Consider the following 18,657-nt stretch of genomic DNA (forward strand, 5'->3'; position numbering starts at 1 on the left):
CCCCCTTTATATAATTCTGCACAACTACAATGACTACGTTTTCCTCTTTTCACCGTTGTAATTATCTGAATATTATTTATTCTTGCATCTTATATATAAAAAATTATAACGGATTCCCTCTATTATGACAAGCATTTTTATCGGCCGATGAAGTTTACTTATCTAATCTTTACAATGCAGTATAGATTTCGCAGTTCCGTTTTTTTCTTATTTTACACTATCCTGATTGGAGTCCTGTAAATCAGCTTTTTCCTCAGATATCGGAGAAACATCTCCTGCATCGAAAGGCTGGGGCGTGCCTGCAAAGCCATTATCCTTTCCCTGACCTTCGTTTCCGCCTCCCCCACCGGAAAAGCTGCCCATTACACTAAGATCAATGTCTGAGCCATCAATCAGGTTGGAAGAATCCTGCTGCTGGCCTTCGTCTGTGGATGGAATAGTGCCTGCCAGCTGGCCGCTGACGCTTTTTGCCCGAAGCTGTACCACTTCTATTAGCATATTTGCGGCTTCCTCATATTCTTCATAGCTGTAAAAAGCAGTGGGGTCATTTCCTACCAGGTCATCGATCTGGCTGCGGATTCTCTCATAAGTTTTCTCAAACTCACCACCATTCACATATTTTTCCACAAGTTCATTCAGATACCCATGGTACTGTTCCAGATATTCCTCGTTTTCCAGAAGGGCATTGAAAAAATCAGTAATGGAAAATGGCGTATCAATGGCATCGTTGATCACCGAAGTTGCTCCCAAGGACTGACCTCCCATTTTACCGCCCATGGACATACCGCCAAAGGAAAGGTTGTAGTCCCATGGCAAAATATTCAGCTTGCCATTATATTCATACAGGTAATAATTATGCGCCATAGTACCGGAAAGGCTGTCATCGTTCACCACGAAGGTGTGAACTGCCATATATTTCAGTATATTATCTACATCCATATAGGTTTCCAAATCTGTACCTTCACTGATATTTTTTAAGGCTTCTACCACCCGCTTGTGGTCTTTTTTATCCGAATCTGTGATCTCACCATCCCAGATTGTAGAATAGCTGTCAAGATCATCATCTGTATAGTTCAGATCTGCGCCGCCATTTCCACCCATGATTCCCATTTTGATATCTGCAACTTCTCCATTGGGAGCTTCTCCCATTTGCGGAAAGTCCTCGCCATCCGGCATCTCTCCCTTCTGCGGAAAGTCCTCTCCATCCGGCATCTCTCCCTTCTGTGGAAAGTCCGCTCCATCTGGCATCTCTCCCTTCTGCGGAAAGTCCTCTCCATCTGGCATCTCTCCCTTCTGCGGAAAGTCCTCTCCATCTGGCATCTCTCCCTTCTGCGGAAAGTCCTCTCCATCTGGCATCTCTCCCTTCTGCGGAAAGTCCTCTCCATCTGGCATCTCTCCCTTCTGCGGAAAGTCCTCTCCATCTGGCATCTCTCCCTTCTGCGGAAAGTCCTCTCCATCTGGCATCTCTCCCTTCTGCGGAAAGTCCTCTCCATCTGGCATCTCTCCCTTCTGCGGAAAGTCCTCTCCATCTGGCATCTCTCCCTTCTGCGGAAAGTCCTCTCCATCTGGCATCTCTCCCTTCTGCGGAAAGTCCTCTCCATCTGGCATCTCTCCCTTCTGCGGAAAGTCCTCTCCATCTGGCATCTCTCCCTTCTGCGGAAAGTCCTCTCCATCTGGCATCTCTCCCTTCTGCGGAAAGTCCTCTCCATCTGGCATCTCTCCCTTCTGCGGAAAGTCCTCTCCATCTGGCATCTCTCCCTTCTGCGGAAAGTCCTCTCCATCTGGCATCTCTCCCTTCTGCGGAAAGTCCTCTCCATCTGGCATCTCTCCCTTCTGCGGAAAGTCCTCTCCATCTGGCATCTCTCCCTTCTGCGGAAAACCATTTCCATCTACACCGCCGCCAATGCCCATGCTCTCCGGCTTATACAGATTTCCGTCCTCCGTTCCGTAGTTTCGCAGCATGAAGCTATCCTCCACAGCTTCCAGTGCCAGATAAACACCCCGGTAATCTCCGTTTACGCTAATTTTTGCATAATTATATAAAGAAGCATCCACACCAAGATACTGGTACATGTCGTAAACAATTGCCTCTTTCATGTTGGTAGCATCTGCATAATTGTTGTTCAGGATCAGCTTATCCAGTCCATAGCATGTCTGCCCTTCTATATAATGATCGAATTCCAGCTTAAAGCTGTACCGGTCAGTATCCGGATCATTTACAATAGAGGAAAGGCTTGTGTTTCCTTTTGGACGGATTCCAACAGAATAAAAGGTCTTGCCGTTTACCACCACATTGCAGGAATAATATTCCTCGGAAATAGCATTTTCCAGCATATTATTCCAGTCATCCTCGTCCATAAGAATATCAATATCCATAATCTGATCTGTGCTAAACAGCTTGCTTTCATATTTCATTGTGACCGCATTGTTTCCATAGACTTCCTGAAGCTTATCAGAAAAAAGAGAAGCCATAAGACACAGAATCACTGCCGCAGCCATGATTACAGATGCAATCCTTGTTATATATTTATTTGTAACCATGTGCTTTTCCCTCCTGTCAGGACATATATTCACCGTTATAGCTTACCAGAGTTGCATTTTCCACACCTGCTATTTCATTCAGACGGTTTACAAATGCAGTTTCCCCGTCTTTCATGCGGATCTCTGCTGTGAACTCGATTCCCTGCGCGTTTACTGTTTTTGATTTCACTGCATATTTTTTCACTGCTTCCTTCATAAGAGAAAGAGCTGTGTTTTCTGCATTTTCGTCCTGACAGTTCAGAATCAGAAGATATGGATTGTCATGTATTTTTTTGTTGGCAAAAAGAATAAGAATCACACCGATAATAGCAGAACCGATCACTGCCAGCGGCAGCATTCCCGCACCGATCACAATTCCGGCTGCCACTGCCCAGAACAGATAGACGATTTCCATCGGCTCTTTAATTGCCGCACGGAAACGCACGATGGAAAGTGCACCTACCATACCAAGAGACAGCACCACATTTGACGTTACCGCCAGAATTACCAGGGTTGTCACCATAGTCATTCCCACAAGGGTCATAGCGAATCCTGTGGAATACATCACACTGTTAAACGTCTTCTTATAAACTACAAAAATAAACATTCCGATCACCAGCGCCGCCACCATAGCAATCAGAGTGTCCACTGCTGAAAATTCTGTTATACTTTCCAGAAAACTGGATTTAAAAATATCATTAAATGTCACTTTACAATTCCTCCTGTATTATCCATAGTTCCTGCACGCCCCATATTTGGAAAAAGACTGCTGCCGCACTCCGTCCATCTGGATCAGATCCTGTATCACCCTGGGCAAAAATGCATCATATTTTACTTCCATGATCATTTCTCCCGGACACTGCACGGCTTCCACATCATACACCTTCTCTTCCAGAAACTTCTGGTGATACATGGTGGTCCGTACATTCCAGTCAAAGGTGATCCGCACATTTCCGGCTGCATAAATATACGGTTCTCTTGTATAGGAAACAAGTACCCTTGGTCTTAACTGCTGGTACTTCATTTTCCCGTAAAGCTCCTGAACTAAAGACGAAGGATGATTTCTCATCCATTCCAGATTTCCTGCAAGAAGCATCCTGCACTCAGCCTCTTTCAGTCCTGCACTTACCTTCATGCAAAGATTGTTATCTTTTATTTTCTTTTCCAGAATAATATGCGTGAAATTATCATTATAGTAGCGAATTCGAAACTTTTCCCTTTTCGCCACGCCGTTTACTTTTTCCCGAAGTGCCTTATCCTGCACATTGTCAAAATAAATGCTGCGAATCTGATAGGTCCCATCCGCCTCTGTGTGCGGATCTGTTTTCATCACCTGACGAAAACGGCTTCGAAGCTGCAGATACTGCCAGTAAGTAATGTTATATTTCAGCTCATGGCGATAATGGCCTGCCGGCCTTATCACGCCTGGTTTTATTTCCTTTGCATCCATCCGTTTTACCTCCCTTCCCGGAACCGCCGACCCAAAATTCCAGACCGTCCCGATCGTCTTTTGAGATTATAGAAGCCCAACCTGAAATGAACCTGAAAAACTCTGTGACCATTCTGCGAAACTTGCATCAGCACTTTCCAACTCCCCGCCAACGAAAAGCGCCTCTTTCAAAGCATACAAAAAGGCCTCATGCTCTCAAAACAGAAAACACAAGGCCTCTTTCTCAATTTTTCAAATAAGCTTTATCTGTCAAAATATTTCTCATAGAACTCTGCTGCAGGACATGGCTTAGAATAGTAATATCCCTGCAGAAGCTCCGGCTGATAGCTCTGTACCACGGCCAGAATCTCCGCATTCTCCACGCCTTCCACGCAAACCTGGATCTTGGTCTGCTTGCTTAAGTTCATAATATATTCCAGAATTGCCTGATCCATCTCGTCATCCTGAATGGAACGTACAAAAGTATGGTCGATCTTGATCAGCTGGGGCTTCAGCTTGCGAAGCAGTGCAATGGAGGAATACTCCGTGCCAAAATCATCCAGCGCCATCTTAATTCCCAGGTTCTTGAAATATTCAAAATCATCCTGCAGCCTGTTTGGATCTGAGACCTTGCAGCTTTCTGTAAGCTCCAGGATCAGAGACTGAGCTGGTGTCTGGGATTCCTCCAGAATCCTGGTGACCATCTCACGAAATCCCGGCTGCAGCATCTGAATATAGGAAACATTCACGGAAATTACGAAATCCGGATTCTCCTTCCGCCACAGAGCCGCCTGGGCAAGGGCTGCATTCAAAAGCCACTCTCCCACCTCGCGGATGGTTCCGTCCTCTTCCAGAATAGGAATAAACTCCATAGGGGAAACCATACTTCCATCTGGCAGATAAAAACGCATCAATGTCTCCGCGCCGTAAACCTGCTGTTTCTCTCCTCTGATCAACGGCTGGTAAACCAGGGAAAATCCACGGAATTCATTGGCAATTGCCTCCCTTAACACCTCCTGAAGCTGGAACTGCTCCACAGTTCTCCTGTGCATTTTGCCGGAAAACTGGGCAATGCAGCCTCTGCCGTCCTTCTTCGCCTGTTCCAGGGCATATTCCACATTGGCATGCAAAGTCTCGAAGTCCTCTGCATCCTGGGGGAAAAATGCCACTCCGCAGGAAATAGTCAGCTGGATCTCCAGCTTCATCTCCCTTGGAACTTCCTCTCCGAACCGTTTCACCTGCTGATAGATCCATTCTATTTTGTCCCGATCCAGATCTGTGGTAATGCAGTAGAACTTGCCTCCCTGACCACGGTAAAAGGTAACACCCACCAGTTCATGGCACTTCTGTCCCAGAAGCTGAAGAACCTCATCTCCCACCATATATCCAAGAAGATCGTTGATTCTCTGCAGTCTGTCCACGTCAAATAAGAGAATGGCACCCTCCATTCCCTGATTGATAAACACAGGCAGCTGCTTCTTCAGCTCATGAAATGTGTACAGGCCTGTTGGCTGATCAAACTTGGCATTCACTCCAAGATTCATCATAGTTCCCACAAAAAGCCCCAGGCTTCCATCCTCATGGCGCTCCACAACTCCCTGGCACTTCACCCACACATATTTGCCGTATTTATTCAGCGCACGGTATTCACAATTGTGGCGGTTGCTTTTTCCCGCGAAAATCCTTCCAATATCTTCCAGAAAGATATGCTGATCCTGGGGATGGATATGCTTCACCCACTCGTTCGCCGTGTCTGCAATATACTCTCCCGGCAGATTAAAATAATCCACGCTTGATTTGGACCATCTGGAAAAATCCCGTTCCAGGTCTGCCATATAAATATACAGATTATCTGAAGTCTGAGACAGCATTTCAAATAAGTGGCTGTCCAGATTAGATATGTCTATCAAAAAAACCACGCCTTCCCTCTTTCACGTTCCTTTTTGAAATTATATTTTACCATACTCTGTTAGATGACGTCTACTTTTTTTGACAATTTTGCTGAAAAATATTAAGAAAATATAAAGGAATCAATACATAATCGTGTTACGATACTTTTATATGCAAAAAACAGGCACCATATTCCCTCATTCTGGAAAATATGATGCCTGTTCTTTTACATTATAGTTTTATATCCTGGAAAAATGTTTCCTGGCTATGGATGACCAGTCTTATTTTACTGCCTCAAATGCTGCGTCCAAAGCTGCAATCAGGTCTTCTGCTTTCTCAATACCGATGGAAAGACGAATTGTGTTTGGCTTGATGCCCTGGTCAAGAAGCTCTTCCTCTGTGCACTGGCTGTGTGTAGTTGTTGCAGGATGGATGACAAGAGATTTTACATCTGCAACATTTGCAAGCAGGGAGAAGATTGCAAGGTTATCAATAAATTTCTGTGCAGTCTTGGCGTCTCCCTTGATCTCGAATGTGAAGATGGAACCGCCGCCGTTTGGAAGGTATTTCTTGTACAGATAATGACTTGGCTCACTCTCCAGAGACGGATGATGTACAGCCTCAACCTGCGGATGCTTGGACAGGTAATCTACAATTTTCAGTGCATTGCTTACGTGACGCTCAACTCTTAAGGAAAGAGTTTCCAGTCCCTGTAAAAACAAAAATGCATGGAATGGAGAAAGTGTTGCACCGGTATCACGAAGGATGATGGCACGGATATAGGTTACAAATGCTGCCGGAGCAGTTGCCTCTGCGAAGGAAATTCCGTGATAGCTTGGGTTTGGCTCAGAAATCCACGGGAATTTGCCTGATGCTTTCCAGTCAAAGTTTCCGCTATCTACGATTACACCGCCGATTGCAGTACCATGTCCGCCGATAAATTTGGTTGCGGAATGAATCACAATGTCAGCGCCATACTCGATTGGGCGAACCAGATAAGGGGTTGCAAATGTAGAATCCACTACAAGCGGAATGTTGTGTTTATGTGCAACCTTTGCAACTTCTTCGATATCGATCAGGTTGGAGTTCGGGTTTCCAAGTGTTTCAATAAAGATTGCTTTTGTGTTTTCCTGGATTGCAGCTTCGAAGGAACCTTCTACTTCCGGATCTACAAATGTTGCGGTAACGCCGTTTGTCTGTGGAAGGGTATGTGCCAGAAGGTTGTAAGTTCCGCCGTAGATGGTCTTGGAAGCTATAATGTGCTCACCTGTTTTTGCAAGTGCCTGGAATGTGTAGGCGATTGCGGCTGCACCGGAAGCAACTGCCAATGCTGCAACGCCGCCTTCAAGAGCTGCGATTCTCTTCTCGAAAACATCTTCAGTTGGATTTGTAAGTCTTCCATAAATGTTTCCTGCATCACGAAGTCCGAAGCGGTCTGCTGCATGCTGTGAGTTATGGAATACATAGGATGTGGATGCGTAGATCGGAACAGCTCTTGCGTCTGTTACCGGGTCTGCCTGCTCCTGTCCGATGTGTAACTGTTTTGTTTCAAATCCCCAGTTTTTGGAATCTTTAATATCTGCCATTTTCTTTTCCTCCGTATCTTTTCTTCTTAGCAAATAAGCTTGCCAGTAATTTTTTATTTAATGTTGTTTTTGTTATTGATTTTTGCTTTTTTCTTTGTTGCTGCTTTGTTTTTGTTGATGAATGCATAGTAACATACTGGGGATTGTCTGTCCAATATGTAAAAAAAATATCTAGTTATAGTTTTCGTCTATAACCAGATATTTTGGAATTGTTTTTTCTGTTCTGCTCAAAGAGTGTCGCCCCAAGTCTTCTGCCAATGCTATGTTACGATTTGCGGAGGATTTTGTCTGGATTCGGAGCGTATTTATTTACTTAAGGCCTTTATATTTTTTAACGCTTTCAAGAAAAGCACTGTGGATAGTATCATCCTCATCCAGCTCCGGGTGGAAAGCCAGACCATACTGCTCTTTGTATTTTACTGCCACAATATTTCCTTCTACCTCTGCCAGCACTTCTGCACCTTCTTCGCATTTTTCAATGTAAGGAGCACGGATAAAGGTCATGGGAACTTCTCCCATTCCTTTCATCTCCTGGATTGTGTGGAAACTGCCAAGCTGTCTGCCGTAGGCATTTCGCTTTACTGTTACTGGCATGGTTCCGAAATACACATGCTCATCATTGGAAAGATGGTCTGCCAGAAGGATCAGTCCTGCGCAGGTGGCAAGCACCGGCATTCCGGCTTCTATTTTTTCCTTCATAGGCTGGAACATGTCCAGTTCACGAAGAAGCTTTCCCTGTACTGTGCTTTCCCCTCCCGGCAGCACCAGTCCGTCAAAGCCGCCATCCAGGTCTTCTCTTTTTCGCAGCTCTATACACTGTGCGCCTAATTTTTCCAGCTTGGCTTTGTGCTCTGCGAAGGCTCCCTGTACAGCAAGGATTCCGATTTTCATCTTATTTGCCCCTCTCTGCCATCAGAAGCTGGATTTCCTGCTCGTTGATTCCAACCATAGCCTCACCAAGGTCTTCGGAAAGCTCTGCAAGCATTTTGGAATCCTGATAGTTGGTGACTGCTTTCACGATTGCAGCTGCACGTTTTTTCGGATCACCGGATTTGAAAATACCGGAACCGACAAACACGCCCTCTGCTCCAAGCTGCATCATCAGAGCTGCATCTGCAGGAGTTGCCACACCTCCTGCTGCGAAGTTTACAACTGGAAGTCTGCCGTTTTTATGTACATATTCAATTAAATCATATGGTACTCTTAAGTTCTTTGCTTCCTCAAAAAGCTCGTCCTCACGCATGGAAACTACCTTGGCAATCTCGCTGTTCATCATGCGCATATGTCTTACCGCCTGTACCACATCTCCCGTTCCCGGCTCGCCTTTGGTACGAATCATGGAAGCACCCTCTGCGATTCTGCGAAGTGCCTCCCCAAGGTCTTTGGCTCCACATACGAACGGAACCTTGAACTGGCGCTTGTCAATATGGTAAACATCATCAGCCGGAGAAAGAACCTCGCTCTCATCAATATAGTCGATCTCGATTGCTTCCAAAATCTGTGCTTCCACAAAATGTCCGATTCTGCATTTTGCCATAACAGGAATGGAAACTGCTTCCTGGATTCCTTTGATCATTTTCGGGTCGCTCATTCTGGAAACGCCGCCTGCCGCGCGGATGTCTGCCGGAATGCGCTCCAGTGCCATAACGGCACAGGCACCTGCTTCCTCTGCGATTTTTGCCTGCTCCGGTGTGGTAACATCCATGATAACTCCGCCTTTTAGCATCTGTGCAAGCTGTTTATTTAATGCGTATCTTTCCTGACTCATTTTGATTTCCTCCTGTATGTGAATTTCATCCAAGTAAGTAATCCCCTGGGGGATCTCGAAGCTCTGTTTCACTTTGGCTTTCACTTCTTGTGTTTTATTTGTCTGAAAGCATACAGGAGTACTGTACTTTTATAAATATCCAATTTATAGATATTTTAAAGGGACAGTTTGGCAAATGGAGGAAGATGTTTTAAATGCTCACCTGAAAAAGAATAGACTTCCCATCCTTACTGTGCACTTTGATTTTCCCACCGTAGGCTTCTGCCACCGCCTGCGCAATGGAAAGCCCGATTCCGGTACCGCCTGTCTTTTGAGAGCGGGAATCGTCCGGGCGGTAGAAGCGGTCGAACAGCCGGGAAAGATTTCTGGTATCCTCCAAAATGCAGGTGTTAAAAACCTCTATTTTGGTTTTTCCATGAACCTTGTATACATCCAGGCGGATGCTTCCATGTTCATCCGAATATTTCAGTGCATTGTCAAGAAGAATGGAAATCAGCTGGCGGATGGAATCTGGATTTCCGCATAGGGTCAGGTTTTCCTCAATCCGATGGGTGTAGGTTTTTCCCTTGGCCTTTGCAAGGGAAGCGAAGGGTTCTGCTACCTCCCATGCCGCATCACTCAGGGAAAATTCTGTCTTTTCCGGGAAAGGATTTTCCTCATCAAGCCGTGACAAAGTGACAAGATCTGTCACCATTCTGGACATTTTTGCTGTCTGCTTATGGATGTTGTCTGTCCATTCGTCTGTTCCGTGTTCCATTTCGATCACATCCACACTGGTTGCAATGGAGGTCAGCGGTGTTTTAATCTCATGGCCTGCATCTGTGATAAAACGCTTCTGGCGCTCCATATTTCGGATGTATGGTTCCATGGCACGCCTGGAAAGAAGCACCACCAGAAGGAATACAATTAGAAGGCATACCGCACCCATCAGGCAGGAGATCAGAAGTACATTCCGGGCAGAATGCAGCTCCATCGAGTAGTTCAGAAATATAACAATTTTACCATTATTATCTGACATTATTTGAAATCTGTAGTTTTTATAATAACCTTTTGTTCTTTTTCCATTTAAGATATTCCAGGCATATTCTTCGGCTTCTTCCTGTGTAACAGATGCGATAAAGTCTGTAGAAACCTTCGTTATCTCTTCGTTTTCATCCAGCTTTACCAGGAAAAAGCGAGTAGTATATGGTGCCTCCGGATCGCGTTCCTGTCCCGGACCTGGGAACACTGGCGGCAGAGTTTCTGTCTGTCCTGTAGGAGGATTTGATGTATTTGCTGCATTTACAGGCGGAATCTCTGAATTTTTACTGGCATCTGCAGTTGACCCCGTTTCCCCGGCTGCATCAGCCCCATTGCCAGCCTCAAAGGTATAAATTTCCTGTATCCTCTGGTCTGCGCGACTGGCGGTGTTGTGGTAATTCCACACATTGACTCCGGCAAGCACCACCACCAGCATGATAAACACTGCTGCCATAGCCGCCAGAATAAAATGCCATCTCATTTTCTTCAGCATGTGGTTTCCTCCAGAGAATATCCGGCTCCGCGGACAGTTTTAATTTCCACAGAAGCCCCCAGCTGCTTTAATTTTTTCCGCAGAAATCCAATGTAAGTCCACACCACATCCATGCCAGCTTCCGCATCCTGTCCCCATATTTTTTCCATAATGTGTTCTGTGGAAAATACAAAGCGGGGATGCTTCATAAACAGCTCCATCAGCTGGTATTCCTTGTTATTAAGGCGGACACTCACATCTCCTGCTGACAGTTCAAAACGGTTGCAGTCCAGGGTAGTGTCGCCTACTCTGATCAGGCTTTCCGTGTAGCTCAGGCTTCTTCTGCCAAGCGCTTTCACCCTGGCAATAAATTCACTTGCCGCAAATGGCTTGGGGAGATAATCGTCTGCACCTGCATTCAGGCCTGCCACCCTGTCCTCAATCTCCGACTTCGCAGTAAGAAGCATCACAGGCGTAGTATCGTGGCTGTCCCGCATTTTTCTCAGCACCTCAAGCCCGTCCATTTCCGGCATCATAATATCCAGCACAACCACATCGAATTTCCCCTGGCTGATATAGTCCCAGGCATCTTTCCCATTATGTACAATGTCCACCGAGCACTTGTTTTTTTCCAATAAAACCTTCAGCGCCCGCGCAATCTCCACTTCATCTTCCGCAATCAGAATCCGCATCCTGCCACTCCCTTCTTTCCAAAAAAGGATGCTCACGCATCCTTTTTAAGCACCTTGCATTCTTTTTTGTAGCATGCGATGCCATATTTGATAATATTACGCATGCCATCCTCCGCATATTTCAGTTCAACTACAATTCCAAGAAGAATTCTGTGGTGAAAATTTTCTTTTCGGTCATTTTCCTTTCAGAAGTTGTTTGTATTTATCTTACCATTTGAATCCTCGGATGGCAAGTTTACGGGGCGAATTGTGGGGGATTTTTCGTTTTGAATCGGAAAATCGCCGGAGGTGAAATCAGGCTTTTGGGGATGGTTGTTTGGGTTTCTTTTTGGCCATCATGCCGCCGATTCGGCCGGTTTCTTTGGCGGAGAGGCTTTTCCAGCCGTTTTCCAGGACTTTGTCCAGGATACCGAGTTCGCGGGCGATTTCGTATTTGGTTTGTTCTTCGGTGGTGAGATTACCTTGTCTGTAGGCTTCTACTTCTTTGTCTTTGTTCATATGTCATTGCTCCTTTTTGTAAGTTTTGCATGTATATGAGGAGTATGAACAAAATACAGAAAATTATACATTTTTATGCTTTTGGAATAATAATGGCTGCGATGATGTAGGCCCAGATTCCGGCGCCGCCGAAACAGGTGAGGATGACCCAGGCCAGACGCACCAGAGTGGGGTCAATGTCGAAGTACTCGGCGATTCCGCCGCAGACACCGCACAGCATACAGTTTACAGTGGATTTGTATAGACGCTTATTGCTCATAATCGAATTCCTCCTGATTTTATTTTACATATTTTCCAAGTTACTGTTCATTCCATGACCAGTAACGTTTCAAGCAACACTTTCTATTCTTTAAGTGCTGCTATGATTCATTCTCATTTACAGATCTGTTAGAGCATGTTTGAAAAAGGCTTTCTGCAAGATGTGCGTCACAATTTGTGGGAGATTTTGTCCGGATGAGGGCGCCGTAGCGGGCTACGGCAACTGAATTCGGACAAAATATACCGCAAAGTGGGGCGTGCAGATTGCGGGAATGATTTTTCAAACAGGCTCTAATCTTCATTTGTAAAGCTCACATCAATCTCTCCCATTCCACATTCCAAAGTTACTTTCCGTTTTGCGCCATCGTTGGAGATGGTTTTCTCAACGCCAAGACCGCTGAACTGGGAATCGTTCACCTCAACTTCACCGATTCCGCAGGAAATCTCATAATTATAATCCTGCTCTTTGCCGGAAAGCTCCATACTGATTTCTCCGGTTCCGCAGTCTGCACTGATTTCCTTTGCGTCAATCGTCTCGATATCAATGGTGCCTGCACCTACCTGAAGGTCACATTTGTCTGCAGTAATGGTTGCAGAAGCATCAAATTCCCCAGCCCCCACTTCCGCATAAAACTGATCTGCCTTGATTTCTCCATACAGTTCAATGGTTCCCGCATCCACTCCAAGGGATACGCTGTCAAAGGCTGTTCCGGAAGGAATGCTGACCATCACCTGTTTTTTCGTTCTGGTAGTGCCGGCATGAGTGTCTTTGATCGTGATTTTGTCTGCATCTTCTGAGATCACTACATCTCCTTTTTCATCGTTTATCGTATCTACTTTGATTACGTCACCGTCATATTCCTGCAAAATCAGCTCATCATATTTCAAACTGATTTCCAGATTTTTCTTAAAAGCCACATTCGTGGATACCGCATCCTCATCACTCAGTTTCCCATTGCCTGAGTTTCTGTATGCTTTTCCAAGATGTATCAGTCCAGCCGCAGGATAAGTATTGTCCCGAAAGGCACTCACCACCTGATTCACCACCTGGCTCCCTTCTTTGGCAGCCCCCATAGAGACTGCGCTCACGCATAAGCCGATTCCTGCTACTGCAAAAACTCCTGCTGCGATCAGCATTCCTTTTGTTCCTTTTTTCATGCCCGATCCTCCTTTCGATTCCGATACAGAATTTTGTTCAAAAAGTCCGTTACCTTGCGAAGAATCCACGGAAAGATTTTGGAACCCAGCCATCCCACAAAAATACAGCACAAAATTCCAAATGCCATCAAAATCGCTCCGATTCCCATAACCAGAAGCCCTGCTGCTGCATTAGAAAACAGAAGTCCTACTCCTGTGCCAATGCAGGCGCATGCACCAACAATCAAACCAAATGCCACAACTCCGGAAACAAAAATCACCAGAAACGGAAGTAAGATCAGTACCAGTAAAATACCGAATACGCCGCTTGCCGCACCCACAATAAATGGGGAAAGAAACACCAGCGCAATCAAAATCAGAATGAGCCTGCTGTTGCTTCTCTTTTCCTTCGGATGATAACCCTCTCTGGCACGGCTGGAATTCTCTCTCACTTCAGGAACATAGGAATCCTGTTTTTCCCTAAGATCCTCATATCCATGCTCTGTGTACTGCGCGTATTCCTCACTGCTCTCGTTAAGGTCTGCCTTAATAATAGCTGCCACCTTGCCGGGGCTTCCAAGCTCTCTGATCACCGAAGCCTCATTCTCAGGTCCGGCTTCATCAAAATAGCTGTTGTAATAGGCCAGCGCTTCCTGCCTTTCCGCTTCCGAAATATCAGACAGCAGCCTCTCCAGCTGTTTCATAAACTGTGCTCTGTCCATACTACGATTCTCCTCCCTCAAACATGCTGCTGATCTTGGTGGAATAATTCTTCCACTCGATCTTATACAAATTAAGCTGCGCTTTCCCTTTCTCCGTCAGCTTGTAGTATCTGCGGTTCCGCCCTGCATATGCCTGATCATACACCTCCAGGCAGTCATCCTTCTGCAGTCGGCGCAGTACCGGGTAAAGGGTGGATTCCGAAATGTCCAGAACCCCGCGTACATCCTGGGTGATCTTGTATCCGTATGTACCCTGTGGCTCTTTGGACACAACTGCCAGGACAATGGCATCCAGAAGTGCAGCTCCTGTGTTAAATACCATCTGATCACTCCAATCATATTATATGATTCATCAATATTGTTTGATTGATAATACTATACGCCATATAATATAGTTTTGTCAATAGCATTTATTTAAAAAAGCCGCTCCTATTAGGAAGCAGGCTTTTCTTAGCAAGCAGGTCACCTGACGGCAACCCTATATATAAAATTCACTTCGTAATCAAATAAGAATATTTTCGCATCTGCTGGCGCATCAACAGTTCTACGCGCTGGCGGATGTCTTCCGGATAAAAATCCGCCAGCGCTTCCAGTTCCCGATGTATATCCTGGATTGTAAAATGAAATTCCAGCTGTGTTCCAAACAGTTCTTCCGCAGCTTCCAGCTGTGTATCAAATTCGCTGCTAAATGGCTTTGCTTCTATTTTGTCCATGCATTGCTCTATGGACAATTCCATAGGATAATCCTGTCTGGTATCTGCCAAAAGACACAGTCCCTGAGCAAAAAAGGGACTTACAAAATACTGCTCATTTTCTTCATCGTAAAGAACCGCAATATTGTTCGTATGTCTGTCCTCATTCAGAAAAAAAGCATCAATTTCTATCATTTCTGTTATATATTCACCAAAACTCTTTATCCCAGTGATGTTTTCCACCTGTTCAACCAGATATCGGATGCGTTCCCTGACATCTGCAAATTCTGCAAGCTTCACAGCCAGACTTTCTCCTGTGTACTGACGAAATAATTTTTCCAGGGGAATCAGCACCTGTCCTTCTTTTCTGAAATCCTGGCTGACGCACGCATTTATAGAACTATTGTTATATTCAATTTTGGTAAGGTCATATGTGACAAAAGCATACTTCAGGCTGCTTTTCTTCAAAAGCCTGGAAACAAGTACCTCCGCCAGACTCTCATAGCCCATATAATCTGCTTTGTACCAGATGCCGTCAATCTCCCATTTTCGCTGATCTCCTTTCGAAGTATGACCTGTTTTGTGAAAAGGAGAATACTTGTCAAGGTTTATATTCTTCATAGTCATCCGTTCTCCTTCTTGACGATCAAAATCCACTGGTAGTCCCCTGCCATATAGCCCTTGGTCTTCTCAATGATCAAAAGGGGATCATAGAAGGGGACTCCCATTTCTCTTAAAATGTCCTTGGCGTGGTCGCGGGTTCTGGGGAAGCAGCGATCTTCCAGGAAATATTCGAAATCTGCCCAGGTTGGCTCTGTTACAACGCCAAATGCACGGAAGATAATTTTGTCCGTGTAATTTTGTATTTTAATTTTCTCGTGTCTGAAGTCGATGTCAATGGTGGTGCAAAGATCATTGTGGTTCATAAAATTCATGCGCATTTTCACATCCGGGTCATCACTGAAATGATGGGCCCGCCGGATCTGGCTGTAGATTGTTTGGCGGGATACCTGGTATTCCCGGGCAATGCTGGCAATTTTCTCCCCCTGATCCTGCAGTGCCAGAATCCTGGCAATCTGGGGCTCAGTAAAGGAATTCTTTCTTCCGGAAGCATGCTTGCCCGCTGGCTGCTCTTTTTTCATACAGTCGTAGTTATGCGCAGCTTCCGAAATCTCGCGCAGTTTTTCAATATCTGTCGTGCCGAAAATATCTTGTATCTGCTTTTCAAAATCCGCCTTCATTCTGTCACCCTCCATTTGAATTTCATTTCTTGACAATACCTGTTTTATGTTAACGCATTGTGTAATGTATCGCAGGCACCTTTTGGTTAACCGAAGTATAGCATGACAGAAAAAAAAGTGTCAACAAATCATTAGTTGACACTTTTTGCATGTTTATTTTCGGTTGGTGCAGACGCCTCTTCTGTCAAATTTATAATTGATCTGGCCTGGATCCATTTTCACAGTGCGGTTTCTGTACATGGCTCCTTTCTTTTTGTCAAAGCAGTACCATTTACCGCCCCTTCGAAGCCATCCGGTATGTGCGTAGCCCCTATTATTTATGTAATATCTTTCCCCGCGATAGTTGGTCCAGCCGGAACATCTTTTTCCATCGGAACCAATGATGTATATTTTTCCACTGGTGGAAATCAACTGAGTGTTTTCATATCTGATGCCATTTGCGTTAAAGCAGAAAACACCGCTGGGCCTTGTCAGCCAGCCTACACTGGCTTTTCCATCGTTTCTCTTATCAAAGAAATAGCAGTTTCCATTTATGGTTTTCCAGCCATATGCCCGGTTTCCGTTTTTATCTACATAGTAGGTGCCATCTTTTAGATGAAGTACCCGATTTTTCTGTCTTACCCCGTTGATATAGTAGCGCATATTGCTGCCGGCTTTTTTCCAGCCATTCTTCTGATTGGAAGTAACCGTATCAGAGGTATCTTTGCTCTGCTCCTGAGACCTTATTCTGTTGAAGTAACGGACAATAGCTCTGGCATCTGCCTGTCCCAGCTTTTTCAGCTGGCTGTTGGTGCGGAAAAAATTATAGGCATCAGATGGACTACTGACAAAAGCATGTTCAATGATCACCCCAGGCAGATCCTGCTGCACGCTCTGTGCCACAATAGCATAATAATCTCTTCTGGCTCCGTTTGGATAAACGCTTCCGTCACTGCTTAAACGGTATTCCATTCCGCCCTGGGCTGAAAAACGTTTGGAAATTCCCAGTTTGCCCAGTTCATCTATAACATACCTGCCAAACAGCTTTTCTGTTTCTGCCAGGTACGGACGGTAGGTTCCGCTGGAAACCAGCACGGAGGCACCTTTGGCATAAGGAGTGTCAGCAGAGTTGATATGCTGGCTTACCAGAAGGTCTGCCTGATAACTCTTCGCAATCAGAACTCTGTCTACCAGACCTACAAACTGATTCTGGTTGTTTCTGGTCATATGCACTTCTATATTTGGATATTTCTGCAGCTCCTGCATGGTGTATCTGGCAATTTTCCAGTTAATTTCTGCCTCTATATACTGCTGTCCATTATGCACTTCGACAGCACCGGAATCATATCCTCCATGTCCCGGATCCAGGACTACTACTTTCTTCTCTGTGAATTTCTCGGTTGCTGCATTTACTGTAGATGGTACAGCCGCTGTCACCAGCATGGCCAGGCACAGGACTGCTGCCATCCATCTTTTTTTCTTTCCCATACGTTTCATACTTCCTTTCTTGCTGCTGTGTTTTCAGATGTCCCTGCAGCGCGTTTTTATTTGTGAAATGGCAAAATGCTACAGCACACCTTCTATGTTTCATTTTTTCTCCAGAAAATTTTCAAAATCCAGTGGAAACGGAGCTTCCAGCAGGATTTTATTTCCCGTAAACGGGTGGTAAAATTTTAGCTTCCATGCGTGAAGTGCTGCTCTTGTAAAAGGATTTCCGGGAACAGATGCTTTCCCTGTTTGGCTTTCGTTGTACAAGGTATCGCCAAGAAGGGGATGACCGGTGCCTGCCATGTGCACACGGATCTGGTGGGTGCGCCCGGTTTCCAGGTGAAGCTGGACAAGTGAGGCGTTCGCATAGCTTTTCAGGACTTGGTAATAGGTCACTGCCTTTTTGCTTCCGTGAATAGTTCCCGCTGGGGAAAGTACCATTTTTAGAGGATTCTCCGGATCTGGGGCAAGAGGGATGGAAATTTTCTCCCACTTCTCTTTTTCCATGCTTACGGACATTTCCTGCGAAGAACTTTGTGATATCTCCTCCTCAAAAGTTCTCTCCACAACTGCCAGATACGTTTTCTGCAGCTTTCCCTCTTCCCGCTGCTTCTGCAGCCTGGCGGCGCTGATCTGGTTTCTGGCAAAAAGCAGGATACCGGAGGTTTCTTTATCCAGACGGCCAATGGAACGGATGCGGGTTTCTTCCCCTTTGCTGCGGAAATATTCGGCAATCTGATTGGACAGGCTGTCCTGGTAGTGGATTCCAGATGGGTGGGTTACCATGCCGGCTGGCTTATTGACTGCGAGAACATCCTGATCCTCATACAAAATCTCTAAGTCAGGAAAGCCACACTTAAAATTTGAAACTGCGTTTTTCCCTTCACTGCATTCCTTCTTGCTATCAGACCTCAAATCAGAAATACTCTCGTTTTTTCCTCTGCACTCTACTCCAAAATCTGCATAACCATCCGAAGTATCATTTCTCTTCTTCGTTTCTTCAGCTTGGATTTGCAAGAACTTAGGCGTCTTTAACTGCGCGGAGTCAGTCCCCCTGGTTTCCAGGCAAATTCGGATCACATCCCCACAGACGGCATTTTCCGTCACCCGGCACTGTATTCCGTTTTTCTGAATGCCGCCGGGGCGAAATTTTATCTGGCTGATCTGTTTTTTGGTCAGTCCCGCCTGCCTGCGGAGAATTTCTCCTACTTTGCCTTCTCTGTTGACAGTTAACTCAAGATATCGTTCCATATTCTTTAGACTGC

19 protein-coding genes and 1 pseudogene are annotated in these 18,657 nt (G+C 45.4%); 1 reads left to right on the forward strand and 19 read right to left on the reverse strand.

The annotated features are described in order from the left end of the window. Positions 1-207: 207 nt before the first annotated feature. From DWZ38_RS22685 to DWZ38_RS23310, 12 genes and pseudogenes are all read right to left on the reverse strand, one after another. Positions 208-2,541, reverse strand: coding sequence for a CotH kinase family protein (locus DWZ38_RS22685; protein WP_243000158.1), 2,334 nt, complete (start codon positions 2,539-2,541; stop codon positions 208-210). A gap of 16 nt (positions 2,542-2,557) precedes the next feature. Beyond that, on the reverse strand, positions 2,558-3,229 hold the full coding sequence (locus DWZ38_RS04835) for a DUF4956 domain-containing protein (protein WP_021924735.1): 672 nt from the start codon (positions 3,227-3,229) through the stop codon (positions 2,558-2,560). Positions 3,230-3,247: 18 nt separating this feature from the next. Then, on the reverse strand, positions 3,248-3,970 hold the full coding sequence (locus tag DWZ38_RS04840; RefSeq protein WP_117850562.1) for a polyphosphate polymerase domain-containing protein: 723 nt from the start codon (positions 3,968-3,970) through the stop codon (positions 3,248-3,250). Between the two features lie 242 nt (positions 3,971-4,212). After that, positions 4,213-5,859, reverse strand: coding sequence for a GGDEF and EAL domain-containing protein (locus tag DWZ38_RS04845; RefSeq protein ID WP_147342980.1), 1,647 nt, complete (start codon positions 5,857-5,859; stop codon positions 4,213-4,215). A gap of 261 nt (positions 5,860-6,120) precedes the next feature. Then, complete coding sequence (locus DWZ38_RS04850) at positions 6,121-7,425, reverse strand: O-acetylhomoserine aminocarboxypropyltransferase/cysteine synthase family protein (RefSeq protein WP_117850568.1); 1,305 nt, start codon at positions 7,423-7,425, stop codon at positions 6,121-6,123. Positions 7,426-7,734: 309 nt separating this feature from the next. Next, entirely contained in the window at positions 7,735-8,316 is a 582-nt protein-coding gene (gene pdxT / locus DWZ38_RS04855) for a pyridoxal 5'-phosphate synthase glutaminase subunit PdxT (RefSeq protein WP_117850570.1), read from the reverse strand. Between the two features lies 1 nt (position 8,317). Next, the gene (gene pdxS, locus DWZ38_RS04860) at positions 8,318-9,193 is read right to left on the reverse strand and encodes a pyridoxal 5'-phosphate synthase lyase subunit PdxS (RefSeq protein WP_021924740.1); all 876 of its coding nucleotides are present in this window, start codon (positions 9,191-9,193) and stop codon (positions 8,318-8,320) included. A 190-nt stretch (positions 9,194-9,383) separates the two neighbouring features. Next, a complete protein-coding gene (locus tag DWZ38_RS04865; protein WP_117850573.1) occupies positions 9,384-10,706 on the reverse strand; it encodes a HAMP domain-containing sensor histidine kinase in 1,323 nt (440 codons plus the stop codon). Then, on the reverse strand, positions 10,700-11,377 hold the full coding sequence (locus tag DWZ38_RS04870) for a response regulator transcription factor (RefSeq protein ID WP_021924742.1): 678 nt from the start codon (positions 11,375-11,377) through the stop codon (positions 10,700-10,702). Before DWZ38_RS04870 ends, DWZ38_RS04865 begins: the two co-directional genes overlap by 7 nt. A 294-nt stretch (positions 11,378-11,671) precedes the next feature. After that, the gene (locus DWZ38_RS04875) at positions 11,672-11,875 is read right to left on the reverse strand and encodes a small, acid-soluble spore protein, alpha/beta type (protein WP_021924743.1); all 204 of its coding nucleotides are present in this window, start codon (positions 11,873-11,875) and stop codon (positions 11,672-11,674) included. Positions 11,876-11,948: 73 nt separating this feature from the next. Then, on the reverse strand, positions 11,949-12,134 hold the full coding sequence (locus DWZ38_RS04880; protein WP_021924744.1) for a PspC domain-containing protein: 186 nt from the start codon (positions 12,132-12,134) through the stop codon (positions 11,949-11,951). A gap of 175 nt (positions 12,135-12,309) precedes the next feature. Then, positions 12,310-12,396: pseudogene (locus DWZ38_RS23310) on the reverse strand (DUF6783 domain-containing protein); the annotation flags it as partial. Between DWZ38_RS23310 and DWZ38_RS23315 the strand changes: the two are divergent. Then, a complete protein-coding gene (locus tag DWZ38_RS23315; protein ID WP_317259442.1) occupies positions 12,391-12,441 on the forward strand; it encodes a hypothetical protein in 51 nt (16 codons plus the stop codon). The pseudogene DWZ38_RS23310 and the gene DWZ38_RS23315 sit on opposite strands and share 6 nt — an antisense overlap. Here the strand turns inward: DWZ38_RS23315 and DWZ38_RS04890 are convergent. From DWZ38_RS04890 to DWZ38_RS04920, 7 genes are all read right to left on the reverse strand, one after another. Further along, positions 12,425-13,291: a DUF4097 family beta strand repeat-containing protein gene (locus DWZ38_RS04890; protein ID WP_117850576.1), complete on the reverse strand. Its 867-nt coding sequence runs from the start codon at positions 13,289-13,291 to the stop codon at positions 12,425-12,427. The two genes, DWZ38_RS23315 and DWZ38_RS04890, sit on opposite strands and share 17 nt — an antisense overlap. Beyond that, on the reverse strand, positions 13,288-13,992 hold the full coding sequence (locus DWZ38_RS04895) for a DUF1700 domain-containing protein (RefSeq protein ID WP_021924747.1): 705 nt from the start codon (positions 13,990-13,992) through the stop codon (positions 13,288-13,290). The genes DWZ38_RS04890 and DWZ38_RS04895 overlap by 4 nt, the downstream gene beginning before the upstream one ends. Before the next feature lies 1 nt (position 13,993). Beyond that, positions 13,994-14,314, reverse strand: a complete 321-nt coding sequence (locus DWZ38_RS04900) for a PadR family transcriptional regulator (protein WP_021924748.1) — start codon at positions 14,312-14,314, stop codon at positions 13,994-13,996. Between the two features lie 169 nt (positions 14,315-14,483). Then, positions 14,484-15,305, reverse strand: a complete 822-nt coding sequence (locus DWZ38_RS04905) for a hypothetical protein (RefSeq protein WP_117850579.1) — start codon at positions 15,303-15,305, stop codon at positions 14,484-14,486. 2 nt (positions 15,306-15,307) lie between these two features. Beyond that, positions 15,308-15,925: a helix-turn-helix domain-containing protein gene (locus tag DWZ38_RS04910; RefSeq protein WP_117850581.1), complete on the reverse strand. Its 618-nt coding sequence runs from the start codon at positions 15,923-15,925 to the stop codon at positions 15,308-15,310. A gap of 153 nt (positions 15,926-16,078) precedes the next feature. Beyond that, on the reverse strand, positions 16,079-17,392 hold the full coding sequence (locus tag DWZ38_RS04915) for an N-acetylmuramoyl-L-alanine amidase (protein ID WP_021924751.1): 1,314 nt from the start codon (positions 17,390-17,392) through the stop codon (positions 16,079-16,081). 99 nt (positions 17,393-17,491) lie between these two features. Further along, on the reverse strand, positions 17,492-18,643 hold the full coding sequence (locus tag DWZ38_RS04920; RefSeq protein ID WP_117850586.1) for an RluA family pseudouridine synthase: 1,152 nt from the start codon (positions 18,641-18,643) through the stop codon (positions 17,492-17,494). Positions 18,644-18,657: the final 14 nt, after the last annotated feature.

It is taken from the genome of Ruminococcus sp. AF31-8BH (assembly GCF_003460605.1).
In the GTDB taxonomy this organism is placed as follows: Bacteria; Bacillota; Clostridia; order Lachnospirales; family Lachnospiraceae; genus Blautia_A; species Blautia_A acetigignens.